This window comes from Campylobacter concisus (assembly GCF_902460875.1).
GTDB classification, from domain to species: domain Bacteria; phylum Campylobacterota; class Campylobacteria; order Campylobacterales; family Campylobacteraceae; genus Campylobacter_A; species Campylobacter_A concisus_AA.
Map to the genome: position 1 here is coordinate 273,422 of NZ_CABPVR010000007.1, position 19,247 is coordinate 292,668.

Genomic DNA, 19,247 nt, shown 5'->3' on the forward strand with positions numbered 1-19,247 from the left:
GATTGGAGTCCGATAGTGAAGTAATGAAGCTTATAAATACTTCTACTAAATTATATTTTCATAATGGCTTAAATAAAGATAAAGTTATTTTACTAAGCCAAGATTTTTCTTCTCTTAATAATTCTGTCGCTAAAGAATTGCTGAAATTCTTAGTAATTGAACATTTTTATAAATTTGATGTTGACCTTAGAAAAAAGCAAGAGATATGTGATAAAATAGGGATTGGAATTGCAACAAGGAAGAATATTTTAGCAAGCAAATCAAAAAAATAATCTACTTTAATAATATGCCATGGCATATTATTAAGATTGGTATGCAACAGACAACATGCTCATTATGTTGTCTGATCTTACTAATGACTTCAGCGTGCTTGAGTGAATTTTATATTCGCTTGGTATGCCAGATTGCTTGTTAAACTCATCTGTAAAGTAGCCATCCTTATCTACCTTGTAGCCTAAAACCTCTGAGCTGGTTTGGTTGGTGGCAGTTCTAGCTGATACCTTTTATGTTCTGCTCTAAATTTAACGAGTAGCTACCAAGTGCGTTTATCATCTTAGATCCTTTTAGCTTTAACCCACACCAAAGATATCGTCTTTTTTATGAAAAGATTTATTTTGTCAAGGCTTTTTAGTCTGAATAAATTTAGAGTCCTATACCTTTTAAAATATATATCTTATATCGGCAAATATAAAAAATGTTTAGTAGTATGGGAGCTAAAAGGGCTTAGAGCGAATGCCTACTATGTTATATATTTTTATAGTTCTCTTACCTTCGTCCTCTCATCAAATTCTTTTAAAACATCCATTATCTTGCTTGCTAGTCCCTCAAGCGTTTGATCTTTTTTAAGCTCTAAATTTCTAAGCTTTAAAATCCTAGCTAGTATATCTTTTAGATCTTTCTTGCCAGATAGTATCTCATCATAATAAGCCTTTGGTATGCCTATCTCGCTTCTATCTTGCTTTGTAAGTATAAGCGTGTCTCTATATACACTAAGAGCCTCGTCGGTTATCCTTGTTGTGCCACCTTGCAACACAAGACCTTGCTCGTTTTTTAAAAATGCTACAAAGATTTGCTCCTTAGTATAGCCTTGTTCATTATCATATACAGACATATCAGGCTTGAAGTCATATCCAGCACTACTAACCCACATATAAGGGATAGTATGCTCAGTTGTCATCACTTCTGGAGAAAAGTCAAGAAAATTTCCATTGACCCTTATATTTATATCTTTTAGATCATTCATTAGCTTACGTGCATCGTCTGCATCTTGTGCTGTTCTAAATACATGAGTTATCTTTTCATTGCTCCTATCGGTTAGCCCATCTATCTCATCGCTAGTCATCCTACCCATTAGATATTCGAAATGATCCATTTTTTTATCTTTTGAAAAGTAGCCCTTTGGCATCTTTGCTAGATCTTCATTTGAGTAAAACTCTTTACCCTTGCTAATAACTCCAGCTGAAATTTGATCAAAAATTTTATAGTATTGCTTGATAGTATTTGCTAGATCGATATTTGCAAAGCTATCCTCTCCAAAGAGTTGGTTATCTTTTTTTGTTTCCATTGAAAAATTTATACTATTTGGATGTTTTTGATTGTGTAGCACTATTGCATCAAGAGTGCTTTTGTGGATTTTAAAGTCCTGTGGCAAGCCTGCTACTTTGTTAAAGTCAGCTCCCATAAATCCTTTAGCATCTACACTATATCCATAACCCTCTTGTGAAGTAAATTTAGCCTGATAAAGAGAGTCGATACTACTAGATGAAACAAAGTCATTCTTAGGAATAGTGGTTTGGTCTATCAAATTTATATTTGGAGTGTTAGGCAAGAAATTTGCAAAGCCCTCGTTTTTTGTCTGTTTTTGGTAGTGTGGTTTTGTTAAGATGGAGTTATAAGAGACTTTCATAGCTTACTCCTTGAAATTTAGCTTCAAAGAGTAAGCAAAAGTTGTGCCGTAGGGCTAACCGCTTTTTGGTAGCAGAGTGAAAATTCATGTGTAAAGTCTATACGAGTTTGTCTTTTGATCTAAATTTTACCAATTAGTAAAAAATAAAAGCAAATTTATAGAAAGCATCTTGTAAAATAAAACAATCCTGAAAAAATGTACCACTTTTTTAAAAAGTGTACCATACTTTTAGAAAATTTTAAAGAAAGGGAAACTGCAAAAAGGGCAGTTAAAGTATCGATAAGTAGGACATTTATGGTGTCACGGGGGAGACTTGAACTCCCGACCTCCGGCTTATGAGACCAGCGCTCTAACCAGCTGAGCTACCGTGACACTTTAAAATAAGTTTCGGATTATATAATTTTTAAACTTATTTGTAGATAAAAACCATCTTTATCTACAAACACAAAGTAAAAGCACCAAGAATCAATAAAACGTCTATTTTATGAAATAATTTTGAGCTAGAGATTTATCCTCAGGTGTGATACTAAATTTCTCTCCAGCGATACTAACTTCAAATTCATCTTCTCTGCTGGCTTTTGTATAAGCTAACGCGAGCCTTGCAGCAAGCTCTTTGTCGGCAATGCTTGCGTTTTTACTTATAAAACTAACAGCTCCCACGATGTCGTCGCTCTCTTTAAATTTCACCTGCTCAAATTTATCATTTGGATGAGCCAAAAGTGCGTTATTATCGCTCTCATCACGTCCTATTATCATTTTAGCTCCATCAACCAAGCGCAGATGCCTACCAAGTTTTAGCCACGTAACGTCGATATCTCGCATCTCTTTATCAAATTTCAAGTAGTCTTTTATCTTTACAGCAAAGCTCTCGATCGTTAGCAAGCAGCCGCCTCCAGGCGTTGCAAAGTCCTCAAAGCCAAATTCCTTCGCCAAAGCAAGTTGTGGCTTTCTATCGCGCCCGCTTATGTCAAGTAGCTTCTCTCTATCGACCCAGCCCTCGCGCTCTGGCTTTGTTGGTGGCAAGAGCTTAGCGCACATCGGACGAAGCACTAGATCGTCCTCATCATCAGCTAGGCGTTTAACCTGAAAGAGCGCGTCTCTGCGCTGGCTCATCGGCCTTTGACCCACGACTTCGCCAGTGATGATGAAATTTGCATTTTCGCTTTTTAGCATATTAAGAGCTGTTTTAAACATATATCCGTGACAATCAATACAAGGGTTAAACTGCTTGCCGTAGCCGTATTTTGGGTTAAAGAGCACGTCGCGAAGATACTCGTTTCTCATATCAACCACCTTTAGGCTAGCCCCAGTCAAGGCTGCACGGCGCCTTAAAACTTCGTGCTTCTCCTCATCTACGCCAAATCCAGTATCCATATAAAGTGCGACCACTTCGATGTTTTGATCGCTTATTATTTTCATAGAGAGCATGCTATCAAGCCCTCCGCTAAACAAAGCTAAAGCCTTCATTTTTGTCCTGAAAGTAAAATTTAAAGCCTAAATTTACTAAATCTAGGCTTTTATGAAGTTTATTTAGCAGCGTTAATTACGATTTTTTTAATGACTTCGCTTGCGGCTTTTAGGCTGCTAACTGGCAAGTACTCGAAGATAGAGTGAAAGTTATTTCCGCCTGTGAATAAATTTAGCGTTGGTACGCCCTTTGCAGAGATCGCAGCACCGTCATATCCGCCACGCATCGGCTTTATGTTTGGCGTGATATTTAGCTCACTAAAGGCATCTTTTGCTAGTTTTATAGGCAGTGAGTTTTCATCTTTTAAGAACTTAAAGACATTTTCATAGCGTGTTTTTAGCGTGATCTCGCAACGATTTCCATAAATTTTATTAAAAGAATTTGCCATCTCGCTTAAAAGCTCAAGCCTTTTTTGAAATTTCACCTCGTCAAATTCTCTAATGTCGATCTTGAGCGTCGTTTTTGCGCTGTTTCCGCTAAGCTCTTTCACCCAAAAATAGCCCTCTTTACCCTCGGTACACTCTGGCACTTCACCACCTGGCAAAAGCGAGATAAATTTATGCGCAAGAAGTAGCGAATTTACAAGCTTGCCCTTTGCGTTCATCGGATGAGCCGAAACACCTTTAAAGACCATCGTGCAGTCAGCTGCGTTCCAGTTTTCATATATTAGCTCGCCTATCTCGCAGCAGTCTAAGCAGTAACCAAAGTTGGCTCCCAGTAAATTTACATCAAGCGCCTTTGCGCCAAGCAAGCCCTGCTCCTCATCAGGCACGAAGCAGATCACGATCTTGCCATGCTTTACATCAGGATTTTGCATGAAAAAGCTAGCCATATTTACGATACTAGCGATTGCAGCCTTATCATCAGCGCCAAGTAAGCTAGTGCCGTCAGTCACTACTATATCATCGCCAACGTATTTTTTAAGCTCTGGATTGTCGCTAAATTTAAGATAGATGCATTGCTCTTCGTTTAGGCAGATGTCGCCGCCTGTGTATTTTACTATCTTCGCTTTTGTGTCGTTTTTTTGTTCGCTACTTGTATCTAAGTGCGCAAAAAAGGCGATACTTGGGGCATTTTCGCAGTTTGCAGGGATCTTTGCTATCAAGATAGCGTTATCTTGCAAGATGATATCTTTTATACCAAGCGAGCTAAGCTCATCTTTTATAAAAAGAGCCAGCTCATACTCGGTTGGATTAGAAGGCATGATGCCTTTTAATCCATTCTCTTTATTTGTCGTGGTGTTAAATTTCGTATAGTTTATAAATCTCTCTACGATATCCATCTTTCATCCTTAGATGACGAAAAATGCGATCGCCACAACAGAGAGAAACATACCTAAAAACGTTCTTTTTGCAAGCTCGACCGGGCTAACCATAGCGATACCAGCACAAACGATAGCAGCTCCAGCGATCGGAGAAGCTGAACGTCCAAGTGAGCCTGCGATTGCTGCAGCCATACCAAGCTTATCTTGCTCAAAGCCAAGAGCAGCAGCATTTGTTGTGACAGCTTCGTTAAATGCAAATGTAGCAGCGTCGCCTGAGCCTGTGACTATACCCATGATAAATGGCACAAATGTTCCGCCAAATTTAACGTAGCTTTGATCAGTTTTTAGCCATGCGATGACCACATCAACGGCTCCGCACGCCTTTAGACCTGCGACAAAGACGCCAGCTGCGATGATGATACCGATAACATCAGCGTAAGCATGACCCATGCCGTTAAAGAACTCTTTTGTGATCTTTTGTGGGTTTGTAAGCGTAGCAAAGATAGCTATGATAGCGCCAAGTATCATCGCCTCAGCAACGCCCATCTTTGTCCATGCCAAAAAGCTGTAATCTTTTGCTAGGCTTGTTCCGCCGATAATCAAGATAACAAGTGGGACAAGTGGCATAAGAGCGTAGATCAAATTTACTTTAAACGCTGACTTCTCTTCGCTTGAAGCACCGCTTTCAAGAGTGAAATTTGTACCTTTTTGATAGTCTTTAAATAATATTGCAACGATAGTTAGCATGACAACTACGATGGCAAGAGCTGTAAATGCGCTAGGAATTTGCACTTTTATGATGTCTTGAACTGTATATCCCTCGACTGTCTTTTTAACAAGGTCAGCCACATATATGTTGTGCGCAGAGCCTGGGCTTAGGACTGAGCCAAATGTGCCTGCAAAAACAGCCGCACCAGCCATCGCAGGGCGAACGCCTGAAGCCATTAGAAGTGGTATAAGCGTCGCACCAACAGCAGCCGAGCAGCCAGCAGCTGAAGGGATGGCGATATTTATAAAGTAAGTTAGCACGGTTGTTACAGGGATCAAGATAAATCCCACGTTTTTAAGTGGCTTTGTAAGAAGTGCAACAAGGTGCTTATCGCACATCGTGTATTTCATAACGAAAGCAAAACCCATACTGGCACAAATAGCTTTTATAAGCCCTGCTTTAGTCATATAGTCAGTAAAAGCACTTAGTGCCCCCATCGGTTTTAGTGCGATTAAACAAAGCACCAAACCAACACCTATTAGCACCGTTCTTGTCTCTTTTTTTAAGACTAGAAGTGCTACAACTGCAACGATGCCAAGAATGGCAGCAATTAGTTTGAATGATTCCATACCTCTCTCCTTGTTTAGATTTTAAATTTAGTTCCAACTTCTATTTTTTCTATCTCTTTTTGATACTCAAATTTTAAAATTTCGCTGTGTCCTATGACCTCAGCTTCGCTACCCGCTATAAGCAAAGCCGTGCCCTCAGGCAAAGCATAGATAGTCTCTTTTGGATTTGCTATCAAAAACTCCTCTAGCCTCTCCTCCCTGCTCTCGCCGTTATGACCTGCTAGTTTGCCGCTTATAAAGTGCGGATTGATCTGATAAGGGAAGATATTTAGGCTATCAAATGACTTTGGCATGATGATAGGCATATCATTTGTCGTCATCATCGTCTTGCCAGCGATATTTGCGCCAGCTGACCAGCCAAAGTATTTTGCGCCGTTTGCCACAGCCTCTTTTATAGGCTCGATTAAATTTAGTTTATAAAGCGTGTAAAGAAGCATAAAGGTATTGCCGCCGCCAACTGCGATACTGTTAGCGTTTTTGATAGCTGAAATTTTATCCTCGTAGTGGTGGATAGATTTTATATTTTTATTTTTTAGGCGGTCGATCACCTTTTGCTCATATTCGTCATTACTTCGTCTGACTCCAGCGTAAGGGATAAATAAAATCTCCTCCTTGCCACTCTCGCCCAAAAAGTCCTTGACCCAGTTTTTGCAGTGTCTCAAGTAGCCAGTATCTTGGTAGCTTGAAGCGCTGATTAGTAAAGCATTTTTCATTTTTTAGCTCCATTTAGTTTGTAAGCAACCCTTAGATAGATATCGACCCCAGCGACCAAGCACTCCTCGTCAAAGTCAAATTTGCTGTTGTGATGGCCTGCTTTTAAATTTGTACCGATCATCATATATCCGCTCTTTGCGCCCCTATCTTGCAAAGCTCTCATAAAGTGAGCGAAGTCCTCGCAAGCGCCAAAGTCAAGCTCTTTAACGATCTTATCATCATCTATAAATGGACTTTGCTTTGCTGCTTCATAGAAAATTTCAGTCACCTCTTTGTCGCTATTTGCCCCGCTTGTGCCCCCAGTCATCACGACTTTGCTATCGACGCCGTAAATTTCACTCACACCTTTTACGATATCCATACATTTTTTATACATAAACTCATTTAAATTTGTATCCTCGCCCCTTGTTTCGCAGGCTAGATAGCCGTTTGGTGCTATGACGTTTCTGCCCTCGCCTGCTCTTAAAACGCCCACATTTATCCTAGTCACACCCTTTGCGTGCCTTGTGATGCCATGCATATTTAGAGCCATTTGAGCAGCGGCTAAAAGGGCGTTTGCTCCCTCTTGCGGCGCTCCTGCTGCGTGAGCTGAACGGCCAGTGATATGCACGTCAAATTTAGAAGTTGCAAGCAGTTTGTTTGTGCCACAAACTATGCCCCCATTTGTTTCTGCTTGAAAGCCGATGTGTCCGCCAAGTAGGTACTCGATGCCCTCAAGCACCCCAGCAGCCTCCATCGCCACAGCGCCTCTTGTGCCCTCTTCTGCTGTTTGAAATATAAATTTAAATTTGCCGTTAAAATCGTCTAAATTTTTAGCGATCAGCTTTGCAAGCGCTAGACCCATCGCCATGTGTCCATCGTGCCCACAAGCGTGCGTGATACCAGCGATATCTGAGCCAAAACCCTCTTTGCAAGGTCTATGAGCAGCCTCCGCGCTCTCTGTCACATCAACGCTATCGATGTCAAATCTAAATGCTGTAAATTTACCAGGCCTTTTCGTATCTATAAAGGCTGTTAGGCCTGTTAGTCCATCTTTCATATAAGGAAGATACTTTGCCTCTTCAGGACTTAGGAGCTTTTTGGCTCTTTCTATTGCTTTTTCGCATTGCTCTTTTGAGCCAAGTCCAAGCCTTGCATCAGCTTTAACGACTTTGTCACCAAGGCTTATTTCATAACCAAGATCGCTAAGTCTCTTTGCTAGTACGGCGGTTGTAAAAAATGTAAACCAGCCAGTCTCTGGATGCGAGTGAAAATACCTGCGATCCTTGATCAGCTCATCTTTTAAAGAAAGAGCCAAATTTGCTATCTTATCCATAGATTTCTCCTTATTCATTTGATAGTTTAATTAGTGCATTTGTTAAAATTTGTGTAGCTTTGAAAGCATCATCAAAATTTATAGCTTCTGCTATATTGTGACTAATACCACCAACGCAAGGTATAAAAAGCATGCCAACGCTACTTGCAAGTTTTGTTAGATTCATCGCATCGTGTCCAGCTCCGCTTGGCAAAGTAAGCGTTTTTATGCCCAGTTTAGCAGCCTCTTCGCTTAGTAAATTTATAGCATGCTCGCTAAGTTTTACTGGCTCATCACTACTTAGTTCTCTTATCTCATAACTAAAATTTAGCTCACCACTTAGCTCTTTTATAAAATTTCTAAGCTCTAAATTTAGCTCTTCTAAGCTTACCTTATCAATATCTCTTAGATCAACTCCAAGCCTTGCCTCGCCTGGTACGACGTTTAAAACGCCTGGTTTTGCATGTGCGTAACCAACAGTAGCCACAGCTGTTTTTTTGTTTTTAGCAAATTTATTGGCAGCAATTATGATGTGTGAAGCAGCCAGCAAAGCGTCACTACGCATATTCATCGGCGTTGCACCGCTGTGATCTGCCTTACCATGAATAATAATTTCAAATCTAATAGGAGCGGCGATACCGCTTACTACACCAACGCTTATGCCGCTTCGCTCAAGCACTGGGCCTTGTTCAATGTGAAGTTCTAAATATGAATGAATTGAGTGTTCTTTTAAAATAGAATCATTTAAATTTTGTGGTTCAAGTCCAAATTTACTCATCGCTTCAAAAAGCGAAATGCCATCTTCGTCTTTTAATTCATGAAGCCTTTGCAAACCAAGTTTGCCGCTTATTATCTTGCTGCCAATGGTTGCTGTCTTAAACCTACTTGACTCTTCACAGCAAAAATTTATGAGCCAAAGCGGACGCTTTAGTTTAATGCCAGCTTCTTTTATCGAGGTTAATGCTTCGAGTCCAGCCATAACGCCAAGCGTGCCATCATAAAAGCCACCATTTGGCACGCTATCTATGTGAGAGCCCACACAAACTGGCTTCTCGCCTGGCTCACAGCCATCATCATATATGGCAAAGATATTGCCAACATTGTCAATTTTAAGTTTAAAGCCATTTTCTTCTATTAAATTTATAAGAAAATTCCTAGCTTCCAAGTCTTCTTTGCTAAATGCAAGCCTTGTTAGCCCTCCACCTTTTAATGCTCCAAATCTGCTTATAGCATTAAAATTCGCCTCAAATCTTTTAAAATTTATCATAATAAATCCTTAAAAATAAAACTAATCTTAAAAACATTTATTACTTTGAACATTTTACATTTAGTTTTATGATTTAAAGCTGAATAAGTGTTAAATTTTTAAATCTAATTTTTTTGTAGTTTGTTGTGTAAGCCTTTAATAATCTCTGAAATTTTTTGCATTATTTCGATTTTATTTGGTTTTTGTGATTTTCTGGTATCTTCGCGAAACTTCTCATAGTATTTTAGCTTTAGCTTTAAAATGGCCTCTTTAAGGCTATCTTCACTAGAAGCTATGTTTGAGCTTTCATCAACATAAATTTCCCTAACAAGCACCGCGTTATCTTCAATATTTGGCAATAAAACAGCCTGAAAATAATCTTTATGATGCAAGAAGAATTTCTCCTCAAGCTCGTTTAAAACGATAGTTTCGTAATTTTTATTTGCAAGCATGCTCTTTAAAACACTAAATTCCAAAATATCAGTTTTATCTTTTTTTTGAGCCACTTGTTTATTTGTCGTTGCAGCATTTGTAAAATTTTGATCTTGCCTATTTATATATCTTTGCCTATGAAGACTAAAAGTATTTAGCTCTATTTTGAGTAAATTTGATACCAGTGATTCGTAGCTTTTTGCGATTATTGGCTTTAGAGAATTTGTAAATTCCACTATCTCTTCTAAGCATTTTTGCTTTTGCACTGGACGCGTAATATCATATTTTTTTACAATTTGCTCTATATAAAACTCGCCAAGCTCAGTCCCTGAGCCAAACATCTCTTTTAGCTCGTCGCTTCTACCTGCAAAGACCATATCTGCAGGATCTGCACCATCTTTTATAATGACAACACTTCCATCTATTTCGTTTTGAACCAAAAGGCGAGATGATTTTATAGCGGCATTTATACCAGCCGAGTCACCATCAAAACAAAGTACTACGCTTATCTCGCCTCTTTTTAAAAGTGGCAAGTGATTAGTCGTAAGCGCAGTCCCAAGCACGGCAACGGCGTTTGTAAAGCCAGCAAAGTGCAGCATAATAACATCTAAGTATCCCTCTGTGATGATGATCTGCTTCTTTTCAAAAATGCTTTGTCTAGCTAAATGATAGCCGTAAAGTAGCTTTGACTTGTCAAAAACCATGCTTTGTGGAGAATTTACATATTTTGCAGGATGATCTGAGATCGTTCTACCGCCAAAGCCAACTAGTTTTGCTGTATGTGCATATATAGGGAATGTGATACGCTCGATAAAACTAGCATAAATTCCCTTCTCGTTTTGTTTTACTATGCCAACTTCAAGCGCCTCTTTTGGCTCGATATTTTCATTTTGTAAAAGCCTAATGGTACTAGCGCTCTCCCCTGCCCAGCCAAGCTCAAATTTCTCGATCATCGCATCATTTATGCCACGAGAATAGATATATCTCACAGCAGCTTCATGCTTGAAAAATTCGCTCCTATAAAAGGCATTTATCTTTTCTAAAATATGCTTATTTTCTTTTTGTGTTGGGGCTTTGTCACTTGTGTATTCGAGGCTAAAATTTACAAGGCTAGCTATTCTTTCGATAGCTTCTGGATAGGTAAGTTTCTCATAATCCATTACAAATTTAATCGCATCTCCGCCAGCCTTGCAAGCAAAACAGTGAAAAATTTGCTTGTTTTGACTTATGCTCATGCTAGGATTTCTATCATCGTGAAATGGGCAGACGCATTTATAGTTTGCACCCATTTTTTTAACTGGCAAATAGTGCTCTATAATGTCAACGATATCGATTTGATTTTTGAGTTTTTCTATGGATTTTGGATCTATCATAAGCAAAATTATACAACCGCTTTGTTATAATTAAAGTAAAATTTTATTACAAAGTATGAGCGTGGATATTTTTTTCATTGGGCACAGAGATCCGATATTTAGCCTTATTATTTTATTTAGCATTATTTTGATGATAGCCGCATTAAGCTACGCTTGGGGTATCTTTTCGAGCAAAGATGAGAAAAAACGTATTGAAAAATTTATAAGAAAATTTGATAGCAAAGACGGCATAAGTAGCGAGCATAAACAAATGCTACAAAGCCCAGAGATAGACGCTCAAAGCCTTTGCATGCTAGGGCAAACTTTTGCCAAAAATGGTGATTTTGAAAAATCAATTAGTGTTTATCTCATAGCACTTGGCAAAGTTAGAGATAAAAATGAAAAAGAATTTATACTAAACGAGCTTGGAGAGGTCTATTTTAAGGCTGGATTTTTAAAAAAAGCTAGCGAAGTCTTTGAAAAAGTGCTTGAGTTAAGTCCAAGAAATGTGCTTGCACTTCGCTTTTTAACGATGATAGATGAAAAACTTAAAAACTACAAAGAAGCCCTTTATGCGCTAAATTCTCTTGAAGAGCTTGGTGTAAATGTAAAAGATCAAAAAGCCTATATAAAGGCTATTAGCACGCTTGATGATAGAAATTTAAGCTTTAGCGAAAAGGTAGAAATTCTCACTCGTCTTAGCCAAAATTTTGAGCTTTTAAAACGCATGATCTTAGCCCTTTTCATAAGACACAATGAAAATTTAGAAAATTTAAAAGATTTTGCTCGTTTTGAAGATGTGGTCGATCTGCTTTACAACCTAAAAACACCTATAAATTTAAGCGATCCAAAATACAAATCACTCTTTTACGCAAAGGGCGATATAGATGAGCCATGTGAAATTTATGGCTTTGAGCTAAACGTCATCAAAAAACTAAAAGACGCTAAATTTGACGCGGCTGGGTTAAGCTTTAACTACGTTTGCAAAAGCTGCAAAAACTCATTTCCTATGCACTTTTACCGCTGCCCGGTCTGCCACGAGCTAGGAAGTGTCAAAATTTTATCCCACATCACAGAAAAAGCAAGTGAAGATAGTAACACTTTTTAGTGATGGCTCGTGTCTTGGAAACCCTGGAGCTGGAGGCTGGGCATATATATTGAGATTTAATGAAGCGCAGAAAAAAGCAAGCGGCGGCGAGGCATATACGACAAATAACCAAATGGAGTTAAAAGCTGCGATAATGGGACTAAAAGCTCTAAAAGAGCCTTGTGAAGTGAGACTATTTACCGATAGCTCATACGTGGTAAATAGCATAAATGAGTGGCTTTCTAACTGGCAAAAGAGAAATTTTAAAAATGTAAAAAATGTAGAGCTTTGGCAGGAGTATTTAGAAATTTCAAAGCCTCACAAAGTCGTGGCAAGCTGGGTTAAGGGGCATGCTGGACACCCTGAAAACGAGGAGTGCGACCAGATGGCAAGAGATGAGGCATTAAAAATAAAAGATGAGAATGAAAGATGAAAATTTTAGAAGAATTTGAAGAAAGTCTTAGATATAAATTTAAAAAAACTGAACTTTTAGAAGAGGCACTAACGCACAAGAGCACCAAACAGGCGTTAAATAACGAGAGGCTAGAGTTTTTGGGTGATGCGGTAATGGATCTGCTTGTGGCTGAGTATCTTTTTAAGAAATTTAGCAAGATCGCAGAGGGCGACATGAGTAAGCTAAGAGCTGCGCTTGTAAATGAAAAAAGCTTTGCAAATATGGCAAGGCATCTAAAAATGGGTAAATTTTTAAGGTTAAGCACGGCCGAAGAGAATAATGGCGGGCGCGAGAAAGATAGCATTTTAAGCGACGCATTTGAGGCTGTGATGGGTGCTATCTACCTTGAGGCTGGACTTGATAAAGTGCGAGAAATTTCGATCGCCCTGCTTGAGCTTTGCTATCCACAGATCGACTTTGCACACCTTGAAAAGGACTACAAAACCGCTCTTCAAGAGGTCACTCAGGCCAGTCTTGGTGTCATACCAACATACGAACTCATCGGCACGTCAGGTCCTGATCACAAGAAAGAATTTGAGATAGCCTTGCTACTAAATGGAAAAGAAATTTCACGCGCCGTTGGCAGCTCTAAAAAGCAAGCCCAACAGCTTGCAGCAAAAATCGCACTAGAAAAAATCAAAAAATAGGAAAAATTTTGAATACATTTGGCAAAAAACTAACCTTAACAACCTTTGGCGAGAGCCATGGAGTGGCGATCGGTGGCGTGATAGACGGACTTCCAGCTGGGCTAAAGATCGATACAGATTTTATCCAAAGTGAGCTTGACAAGCGTCGCCCAGGACAAAGCAATTTCACAACCGCAAGAGACGAGGCTGACAAGATAGAAATTTTTAGTGGTCTTTTTGATGGTATAAGCACTGGGGCGCCGATAGGCTTTGCCATTTTTAATAACAATCAAAAGTCAAATGACTATGACAATTTACGTGAAATTTTCCGTCCAGGCCATGCGGATTTTACTTATTTCAAAAAATATGGCTTTAGAGATCATAGAGGCGGCGGACGCTCAAGCGCAAGAGAAACGGCCGTTAGAGTAGCTGGTGGGGCTTTTGCGCAGCTACTTTTAAATGAGTTTAATATAGAAATTTTAAGTGGAGTGCTTGGTATAGGCAAAGTTTTTAGCGACAAAATAGACTTTAACTTTGCTAAAAATTCTCAAATTTATGCTCTTGGCAATGAAGAAGCGATGAAAGAAGTGATAAATAAAGCTAGAAGCGAGCACGATAGCGTGGGAGCTGTGGTTTTAAGCGTGGCTAAAGGCGTACCAGCTGGTCTTGGCGAGCCACTTTATGATAAGCTAGATAGCGCTTTAGCAGCGGCTTTGATGGGAATAAACGGCGTAAAAGCCGTAGAGATCGGTGCTGGCGTGAATGTAAGCTCTATGCTTGGCTCAGCAAACAACGACGAGATGGACGAACTTGGCTTTTTGAGCAATAACGCTGGTGGCATACTTGGGGGCATAAGCAGTGGCGCCGAGATCGTGCTAAAGAGCCATTTTAAGCCTACACCTTCGATATTTAAAGAGCAAAAGACGCTAAATTTAGCTGGCGAAGTGGTAGACTTTGAGCTAAGGGGTAGACATGATCCTTGTATAGGCATACGAGGAAGCGTCGTTACAACCGCGATGATAAGGCTAGTTATCGCCGATATGTTACTACTAAATGCTAGCACAAAGCTTGAAAATTTAAAGAAAATTTACGGCTAAATCTATAAAACGAGTAAAATTTAGTGGCCTAAAAGCCACTAAATTTTAGAATCTATAAGCAAACTGAAGTTTTGCGCTGCTTTGATCTTTTTTACCAAAAGATTGTGCTATGCCAAAATTTATGAGTGTCACATAAGTTGGCGTATATCTTAGACCGACCTCAACCTCTGAACTTGTACCTTTTTGAGTTAGGCTGATCTCCTCGTCTTCTTGGATCACCGCTATTTTTGACTTGGTGTTAAATTTATACTCAGCGCTAATTTTTCCATAAGGATTAAATTTACCAGCATCATAGGCTATTTTTGAGTAAATTTTATCTCTACTTGATGTAACGCTGCTAAATTTTAATGTGCTTTGTCCGATATTTGCCTCATCGCTACCGACATAAGAGAGTGCGTAGTTTAGCCCACTATCAAGTATAAAGCTATCAAATTTTATCTTTTTGCCTACGCCAAAGCTAGCATTGTAGTATGGCATTGAGATTTTATAATCTATGTCTTTTGCATCAACCTTAATCTGGCTCCTACCAGCTTTTGCCATGAGATCGATATAAAAATCACGTGGCAAATTTAGTCTTAAAAAAATACCAAGTCCATAGTTTCTAACTCTGCCATCTATTTTGGCATCTTCATAGCTGTTATCAAATGTTGGTATAGCAAAAGCTCCAAGCATAGACTCGCCATTTTTATTTTTACTTTGCTAGAATTTACATCACTTCTATCTGTTAAACCAATATAAACACCTGATTGTCCGCTTTTTTCAATAGTAGAGCCAATTATATTAACTTCTTTATGCATCGTATTTACCCTAACTCCACTAGTAAAAATTATCCATTTTACTTATTTTGTTTCTAAAAAATTTTTATTAGAAATTTTAGCCTTAAGATCAATTTTTCAAAAACGAACTTTTACTAATTTTCATCTATAATCACCCCATGAAAAACGAAGCACAAAAATTTTATGCCGTCATTGATCTAAAGTCATTTTACGCCTCAGTTGAGTGCGTAGAGCGAGGGCTTGATCCGTTTAAAGCCGATCTAGTCGTAGCTGACGATAGTCGTGGCAACGGAAGTGTTTGCCTAGCCGTTAGCCCAGCTCTTAGAGCCAAAGGCGTGAAAAATAGATGCAGGCTTTTTGAGATACCAAAGGCTATAAAATTTATCATCGCACCACCTAGAATGCAGTTTTACATCGACTATGCGGCTAAAATTTATGAGATATACCTAAAATATGTCTCAAAAGATGATATCTATGTCTATTCTATCGATGAAGCCTTTATCGATCTTACTTCTTATGTTAAATTTTATAATACCGACGCAAAATCCATAGCCAAAAAGATAATGGATGAAATTTTAAAAACTACTGGCGTGACGGCTACCTGTGGCATGGGTACAAATTTATACCTCGCAAAAATCGCCCTTGATATCCTGGCTAAGCACAGTGATGATGGGATTGCATTTTTAGACGAGCAGCTTTATAAAGAACGTCTTTGGACACATCAACCGCTAGATGACTTTTGGCGTATCGGTAAGCAAACTAGGCTAAAGCTGGAAAAACATGGAATTTTTTGTATGAAAGATATAGCAAATGCTCCGCGAAGCTTGCTTGAGAAATTTTTTGGAGTTGATGCCTATATAACGATAGATCACGCAAATGGCATAGAGCCAACAACAATAGCTGACATAAAAGCATATAAACCAAGCACAAAATCCTACTTTAGCTCTGAAATTTTACCAAGAGACTACGAACGTTGTGAGGCAGTGATCGTGCTAAAAGAGATGGCGGATAGGCTAGCACTTAGGATGATCAACAAAGAAGTAATGGCAAGTGGAATAACGATAAATATAAAATTTGCCGATAAGCTTGAGCCACTACAGCGTGCAAGCGTTCGATTTAAAACACCAACAAATGTTTCAAGCATGCTGATGAGTTCAGCCGAAGAGTTACTCTTAAATAAGATAAAAAATGTTGGGCTGATTAGGCAAATTAGCATCAGTGCAAACGACGTAGTAAAAGAGAGCCTCGCTCACTCTAGTCTTTTTGATGATGACACTAAAGAAAAGGCGGTTTTAAAATCCCTAAATCTCATAAAAGAAAAATTTGGTAAAAACTCGGTTTTAAGAGCGATCGATCTACTACCAGAAGCCACTGGGCAAGACCGAAATAAAAAGATCGGAGGGCACAAAAGTGGCGAGTAAAGATAGAGCAAAAATTTTTAGCTCGTTTAATCCTCTCTCAACCTTAGAGCGAGCCTTGCGACAAAAAGAGCGAGAGAAATGCGAAAAACTAGAGCTTGATGAAAGCAAAGTCGATGAAATTTTTAAAAAGATAAGCGAGCTAAGGCCGGCTGATGAAGTATATGTGAGCTATCATGACGGCTACACCTATACAAGTGCTAGCGGACTAATCTCTGACGTAAATTTCAAAAATAAAACTCTTATGGTTGTAAAAACTAGGATCAAATTTGAAGATATAAATGACCTAAAAATAATTTAGCCCCCAAGCGAGGGCTAAATTTATTTAAATTCTACAAAGATTGTAAAATTTTTGGTTTAGAAAACGCAGTTATTGGTTTGATCTCGCCTTTATATTTTTCAAGATCCGCTAGTATCGTATGTCCGCAGTTGCTTTGAGCGATACTAGACGTGCCTTTGTCGCGTGTTAGGACATTGATGCAGCCATGCTTGCAAAGGCTTCTTTCGCCAAGCACTTCAGGGTCGTACCATGCACCTTCGCAAATAGCGATGACACGCTCTGGGATGATATCAGTGACAAGCGCTCCTACTAAAATTTCACCCCTGTCGTTAAAGACTCTCACTACATCACCAGTTGCGATGCCTTTTTTCTTAGCGTCGTTTGTGTTTATTAACATCGGCTCTCTAGCACAAACTTCAGCGTAGTTTCTGATTATTGAGTTATTTAGCTGAGAGTGGAGGCGATATCTTGAGTGTGGGGTTGTGATGCTAAATGGATATTTCTTAGCTTTTTCACTACCAAGCCACTCAAATGGCTCGATCCAAGCAAAGTGTGGAGCAAAGTCTTTGTAGCCAAATTTAGCAATAGTTGGAGAGTATATCTCTATCTTGCCTGATGGCGTACCAAGGCGATTTTTGTGCGGATTTTCTCTAAATGCACTAAGTCTTGTGTAGTATTTTGTCTCTTCATTGTCTTTGTCAAATTTGACATAGCCCTCTTTCCAAAACTCATCAAAGCTTGGCATTTTAAGATCTAGTGCCTTAGCTTGTTCCACCGCATCTGCGTAAAATTCTTTTGCCCAGCCAAGCTCATCTTTACCCTCAGTAAAGACCTCTTCTCTGCCCCAGCGTTTGCAAATTTGTGAGCATATCCAGTAGTCACTTCTGCTTTCGCCCATTGGCTCAACTACTGGTTTGTATGCCACGATGTATTCGCTCGATGGGACACTTTGGTTGATGTCATTTCTCTCTACCTCAAGTGCCACTGGTAAGACGATGTCGCTTAGTTTAGCTGTGCTTGTCCAGTATGGCTCAGCAGTTATTACAGTATCAAATTTACGCCATGCTTTTACGGCATTATTTACATCCTGGTGCCTTGTAAACATTGAACCAGAAGCCATATAAGCTACTCTCATATGTGGAAGTTTGATCTTAGAGCCATCATAGTCTATCTCTTTGCCAGGGTTTTGCAAGGCTTCGATTGATCTTGAAGATGGGATGGTTACGTTTTTAAATTTCTTCCACGGAGCACCATCTACGTTTTCATATTTCTCGCTTATCCTAGTGCTGATACCTTTTAGAGCAGGTGCTATCTTATCAGTGCTGCCGTTTCCGTAGTAGAGGTTAAACTCAAATCCAAGACCCTCTTTACCGATGTGGCCAAGCATCGCACTAAGTGTTACGATACCCCAAAAGCCCATCTCGCCATGATCTTGTCTTTGAAGAGATCTGCCAGCAATGATAGTGCTTGGCTCTTTTGCGAGTACAGTAGCAAATTTAGCGATATCTTCAGCTTTTACACCACAAATTTTACTAGCCCAGTTTACGTCTTTTACCACTTTGTCGGTTGTGCCAAGCAGGTAGTCTTTAAATTTATTAAAGCCAACTGTGTATTTTTTGATAAATTCCTCATCATAAAGCTTGTTTTCATAAAGATAGTGGCACATACCAAGCATCATTGCTACGTCAGTGTTTGGACGAACGATGATAGTTTCAGAGCCAAGGTATCTTGTGGTGTCGTTTTTGAAGACGCAAACACTATAGGTTTTAATGCCAGCATCTTTTATCTTTTTGATGCCAAGATAACCATCGTGTGTTGGTGGCTGCCATGAAATTTGACCAGTTACAAGCGGATCAGTGCCCCAAAATACGATGTTCTTAGCATTTTTAACCATAGCTTCCCATTTTGTAGGAGCGTCATAAACCGCACTATTTCCAAGGACGTGAGGCATGATGACAAGGCCAGCTCCAGTTGAGTAGTCGCCACTCTCTTCGACGTATCCGCCAAGCACTTTTAGCATCCTGTGACCAACAGTTCTGCCCCAGCTGATCTTACCGCTACCACCCCACCAGTAGCATTCGCCGTAGATGCTTTCAGGGCCATATTTGTCAAAATTTTCTTTTAAGGCTTTTGCAGCTAAATCAAGTGCTGTATCCCAGCTAACACGCACAAATTCTTCCTTGCCACGAAGCTCACTTTTTGCTGCGCCTTTTGCCTTTAAGTAGCTCTTTCTTACGTATGGATAGAGCACGCGGCTTTCGTTTTGGATGAGGTCTGGCAAGCTATTATTCATGGTATTTGGGAATTTATCGCCCTCAAATGGATCAACAGAGACGATTTGATTTGAGTTGGTATTTGCCCAAAATAGCCCAAATCTATTTGCGCCAAAGGTTTTGTTTTGGTCAAAAATGGTTTTTGTCACGCCTTCAATCCTACTTGCTTGTGCCGCAGTGGCTGCAAGCGCAGAAAATTTTATGAAATCTCGTCTTTTCATA

Annotated in this window: 17 protein-coding genes, 1 tRNA gene and 1 pseudogene; 7 read left to right on the plus strand and 12 right to left on the minus strand. The window is 39.3% G+C overall.

Annotation, left to right across the window (positions count from 1 at the left end; all coding sequences use genetic code 11):
* A partial coding sequence (locus tag F3H01_RS05150) for a hypothetical protein (protein WP_223155374.1) occupies window positions 1-272 on the plus strand: 272 nt, incomplete at its 5' end.
* Between the two features lie 30 nt (window positions 273-302).
* Here the strand turns inward: F3H01_RS05150 and F3H01_RS09790 are convergent.
* The 10 genes and pseudogenes from F3H01_RS09790 to dnaG all read right to left on the minus strand — a co-directional run.
* Window positions 303-419, minus strand: a pseudogene (locus tag F3H01_RS09790) (hypothetical protein); the annotation flags it as partial.
* A 335-nt stretch (window positions 420-754) separates the two neighbouring features.
* Window positions 755-1,906 carry a Cj0814 family flagellar-dependent secreted protein gene (locus F3H01_RS05160; RefSeq protein ID WP_149725059.1) on the minus strand — a complete coding sequence of 384 codons (1,152 nt, stop codon included), beginning with the start codon at window positions 1,904-1,906 and terminating at the stop codon, window positions 755-757.
* A gap of 295 nt (window positions 1,907-2,201) precedes the next feature.
* Window positions 2,202-2,278, minus strand: a tRNA-Met gene (locus F3H01_RS05165).
* A gap of 105 nt (window positions 2,279-2,383) precedes the next feature.
* A complete protein-coding gene (locus tag F3H01_RS05170; RefSeq protein WP_149725060.1) occupies window positions 2,384-3,373 on the minus strand; it encodes an argininosuccinate synthase domain-containing protein in 990 nt (329 codons plus the stop codon).
* Between the two features lie 59 nt (window positions 3,374-3,432).
* Window positions 3,433-4,656, minus strand: coding sequence for a peptidase T (gene pepT / locus F3H01_RS05175; protein WP_149725061.1), 1,224 nt, complete (start codon window positions 4,654-4,656; stop codon window positions 3,433-3,435).
* Window positions 4,657-4,665: 9 nt separating this feature from the next.
* On the minus strand, window positions 4,666-5,976 hold the full coding sequence (gene dcuC / locus F3H01_RS05180; RefSeq protein ID WP_149725062.1) for a C4-dicarboxylate transporter DcuC: 1,311 nt from the start codon (window positions 5,974-5,976) through the stop codon (window positions 4,666-4,668).
* 14 nt (window positions 5,977-5,990) lie between these two features.
* Complete coding sequence (pepE, locus tag F3H01_RS05185; RefSeq protein WP_148785786.1) at window positions 5,991-6,689, minus strand: dipeptidase PepE; 699 nt, start codon at window positions 6,687-6,689, stop codon at window positions 5,991-5,993.
* Entirely contained in the window at window positions 6,686-8,005 is a 1,320-nt protein-coding gene (locus F3H01_RS05190; protein ID WP_149725063.1) for an amidohydrolase, read from the minus strand. Before F3H01_RS05190 ends, pepE begins: the two co-directional genes overlap by 4 nt.
* A gap of 10 nt (window positions 8,006-8,015) precedes the next feature.
* Window positions 8,016-9,251 carry a M20 family metallo-hydrolase gene (locus F3H01_RS05195; protein ID WP_149725064.1) on the minus strand — a complete coding sequence of 412 codons (1,236 nt, stop codon included), beginning with the start codon at window positions 9,249-9,251 and terminating at the stop codon, window positions 8,016-8,018.
* Between the two features lie 104 nt (window positions 9,252-9,355).
* Window positions 9,356-11,035, minus strand: a complete 1,680-nt coding sequence (dnaG, locus tag F3H01_RS05200) for a DNA primase (protein WP_149725133.1) — start codon at window positions 11,033-11,035, stop codon at window positions 9,356-9,358.
* A gap of 55 nt (window positions 11,036-11,090) precedes the next feature.
* Here dnaG and F3H01_RS05205 point away from each other — a divergent pair, with 55 nt between their 5' ends.
* Genes F3H01_RS05205 through aroC form a run of 4 tightly spaced genes read left to right on the plus strand, consistent with a single transcriptional unit; the run spans window position 11,091 to window position 14,278 of the window.
* The gene (locus tag F3H01_RS05205) at window positions 11,091-12,122 is read left to right on the plus strand and encodes a tetratricopeptide repeat protein (RefSeq protein ID WP_223155375.1); all 1,032 of its coding nucleotides are present in this window, start codon (window positions 11,091-11,093) and stop codon (window positions 12,120-12,122) included.
* Window positions 12,100-12,534 carry a ribonuclease HI gene (rnhA, locus tag F3H01_RS05210; protein WP_021090299.1) on the plus strand — a complete coding sequence of 145 codons (435 nt, stop codon included), beginning with the start codon at window positions 12,100-12,102 and terminating at the stop codon, window positions 12,532-12,534. Before F3H01_RS05205 ends, rnhA begins: the two co-directional genes overlap by 23 nt.
* Window positions 12,531-13,202 carry a ribonuclease III gene (gene rnc, locus F3H01_RS05215; protein ID WP_103559543.1) on the plus strand — a complete coding sequence of 224 codons (672 nt, stop codon included), beginning with the start codon at window positions 12,531-12,533 and terminating at the stop codon, window positions 13,200-13,202. The genes rnhA and rnc overlap by 4 nt, the downstream gene beginning before the upstream one ends.
* Window positions 13,203-13,210: 8 nt before the next feature.
* Window positions 13,211-14,278 (plus strand): chorismate synthase, encoded by a 1,068-nt coding sequence (aroC, locus tag F3H01_RS05220; RefSeq protein WP_103580300.1) that lies wholly within the window; start codon window positions 13,211-13,213, stop codon window positions 14,276-14,278.
* Between the two features lie 45 nt (window positions 14,279-14,323).
* Here the strand turns inward: aroC and F3H01_RS05225 are convergent, their stop codons facing one another.
* Window positions 14,324-14,950 (minus strand): autotransporter outer membrane beta-barrel domain-containing protein, encoded by a 627-nt coding sequence (locus F3H01_RS05225; protein WP_149725066.1) that lies wholly within the window; start codon window positions 14,948-14,950, stop codon window positions 14,324-14,326.
* A 262-nt stretch (window positions 14,951-15,212) separates the two neighbouring features.
* Here F3H01_RS05225 and F3H01_RS05230 point away from each other — a divergent pair, with 262 nt between their 5' ends.
* Window positions 15,213-16,475 (plus strand): Y-family DNA polymerase, encoded by a 1,263-nt coding sequence (locus F3H01_RS05230; RefSeq protein ID WP_149725067.1) that lies wholly within the window; start codon window positions 15,213-15,215, stop codon window positions 16,473-16,475.
* Complete coding sequence (locus F3H01_RS05235) at window positions 16,465-16,773, plus strand: YolD-like family protein (protein ID WP_223155376.1); 309 nt, start codon at window positions 16,465-16,467, stop codon at window positions 16,771-16,773. The genes F3H01_RS05230 and F3H01_RS05235 overlap by 11 nt, the downstream gene beginning before the upstream one ends.
* 31 nt (window positions 16,774-16,804) lie before the next feature.
* On the opposite strand, the gene F3H01_RS05240 is transcribed toward F3H01_RS05235, so the two are convergent.
* Complete coding sequence (locus tag F3H01_RS05240) at window positions 16,805-19,246, minus strand: molybdopterin-dependent oxidoreductase (RefSeq protein WP_149725068.1); 2,442 nt, start codon at window positions 19,244-19,246, stop codon at window positions 16,805-16,807.
* Window position 19,247: the final 1 nt, after the last annotated feature.

Excerpts from the sequence above, each read along its gene's own strand:
- F3H01_RS05205 (WP_223155375.1), top strand. The coding sequence starts at position 11,091 with ATGAGCGTGGATATTTTTTTCATTGGGCACAGAGATCCGATATTTAGC.
- F3H01_RS05190 (WP_149725063.1), bottom strand. The coding sequence starts at position 8,005 with ATGGATAAGATAGCAAATTTGGCTCTTTCTTTAAAAGATGAGCTGATC.
- pepT (WP_149725061.1), bottom strand. The coding sequence starts at position 4,656 with ATGGATATCGTAGAGAGATTTATAAACTATACGAAATTTAACACCACG.
- F3H01_RS05170 (WP_149725060.1), bottom strand. The coding sequence starts at position 3,373 with ATGAAGGCTTTAGCTTTGTTTAGCGGAGGGCTTGATAGCATGCTCTCT.
- dcuC (WP_149725062.1), bottom strand. The coding sequence starts at position 5,976 with ATGGAATCATTCAAACTAATTGCTGCCATTCTTGGCATCGTTGCAGTT.
- F3H01_RS05225 (WP_149725066.1), bottom strand. The coding sequence starts at position 14,950 with ATGCTTGGAGCTTTTGCTATACCAACATTTGATAACAGCTATGAAGAT.
- F3H01_RS05160 (WP_149725059.1), bottom strand. The coding sequence starts at position 1,906 with ATGAAAGTCTCTTATAACTCCATCTTAACAAAACCACACTACCAAAAA.
- rnc (WP_103559543.1), top strand. The coding sequence starts at position 12,531 with ATGAAAATTTTAGAAGAATTTGAAGAAAGTCTTAGATATAAATTTAAA.
- F3H01_RS05195 (WP_149725064.1), bottom strand. The coding sequence starts at position 9,251 with ATGATAAATTTTAAAAGATTTGAGGCGAATTTTAATGCTATAAGCAGA.
- F3H01_RS05230 (WP_149725067.1), top strand. The coding sequence starts at position 15,213 with ATGAAAAACGAAGCACAAAAATTTTATGCCGTCATTGATCTAAAGTCA.
- pepE (WP_148785786.1), bottom strand. The coding sequence starts at position 6,689 with ATGAAAAATGCTTTACTAATCAGCGCTTCAAGCTACCAAGATACTGGC.
- F3H01_RS05240 (WP_149725068.1), bottom strand. The coding sequence starts at position 19,246 with ATGAAAAGACGAGATTTCATAAAATTTTCTGCGCTTGCAGCCACTGCG.
- dnaG (WP_149725133.1), bottom strand. The coding sequence starts at position 11,035 with ATGATAGATCCAAAATCCATAGAAAAACTCAAAAATCAAATCGATATC.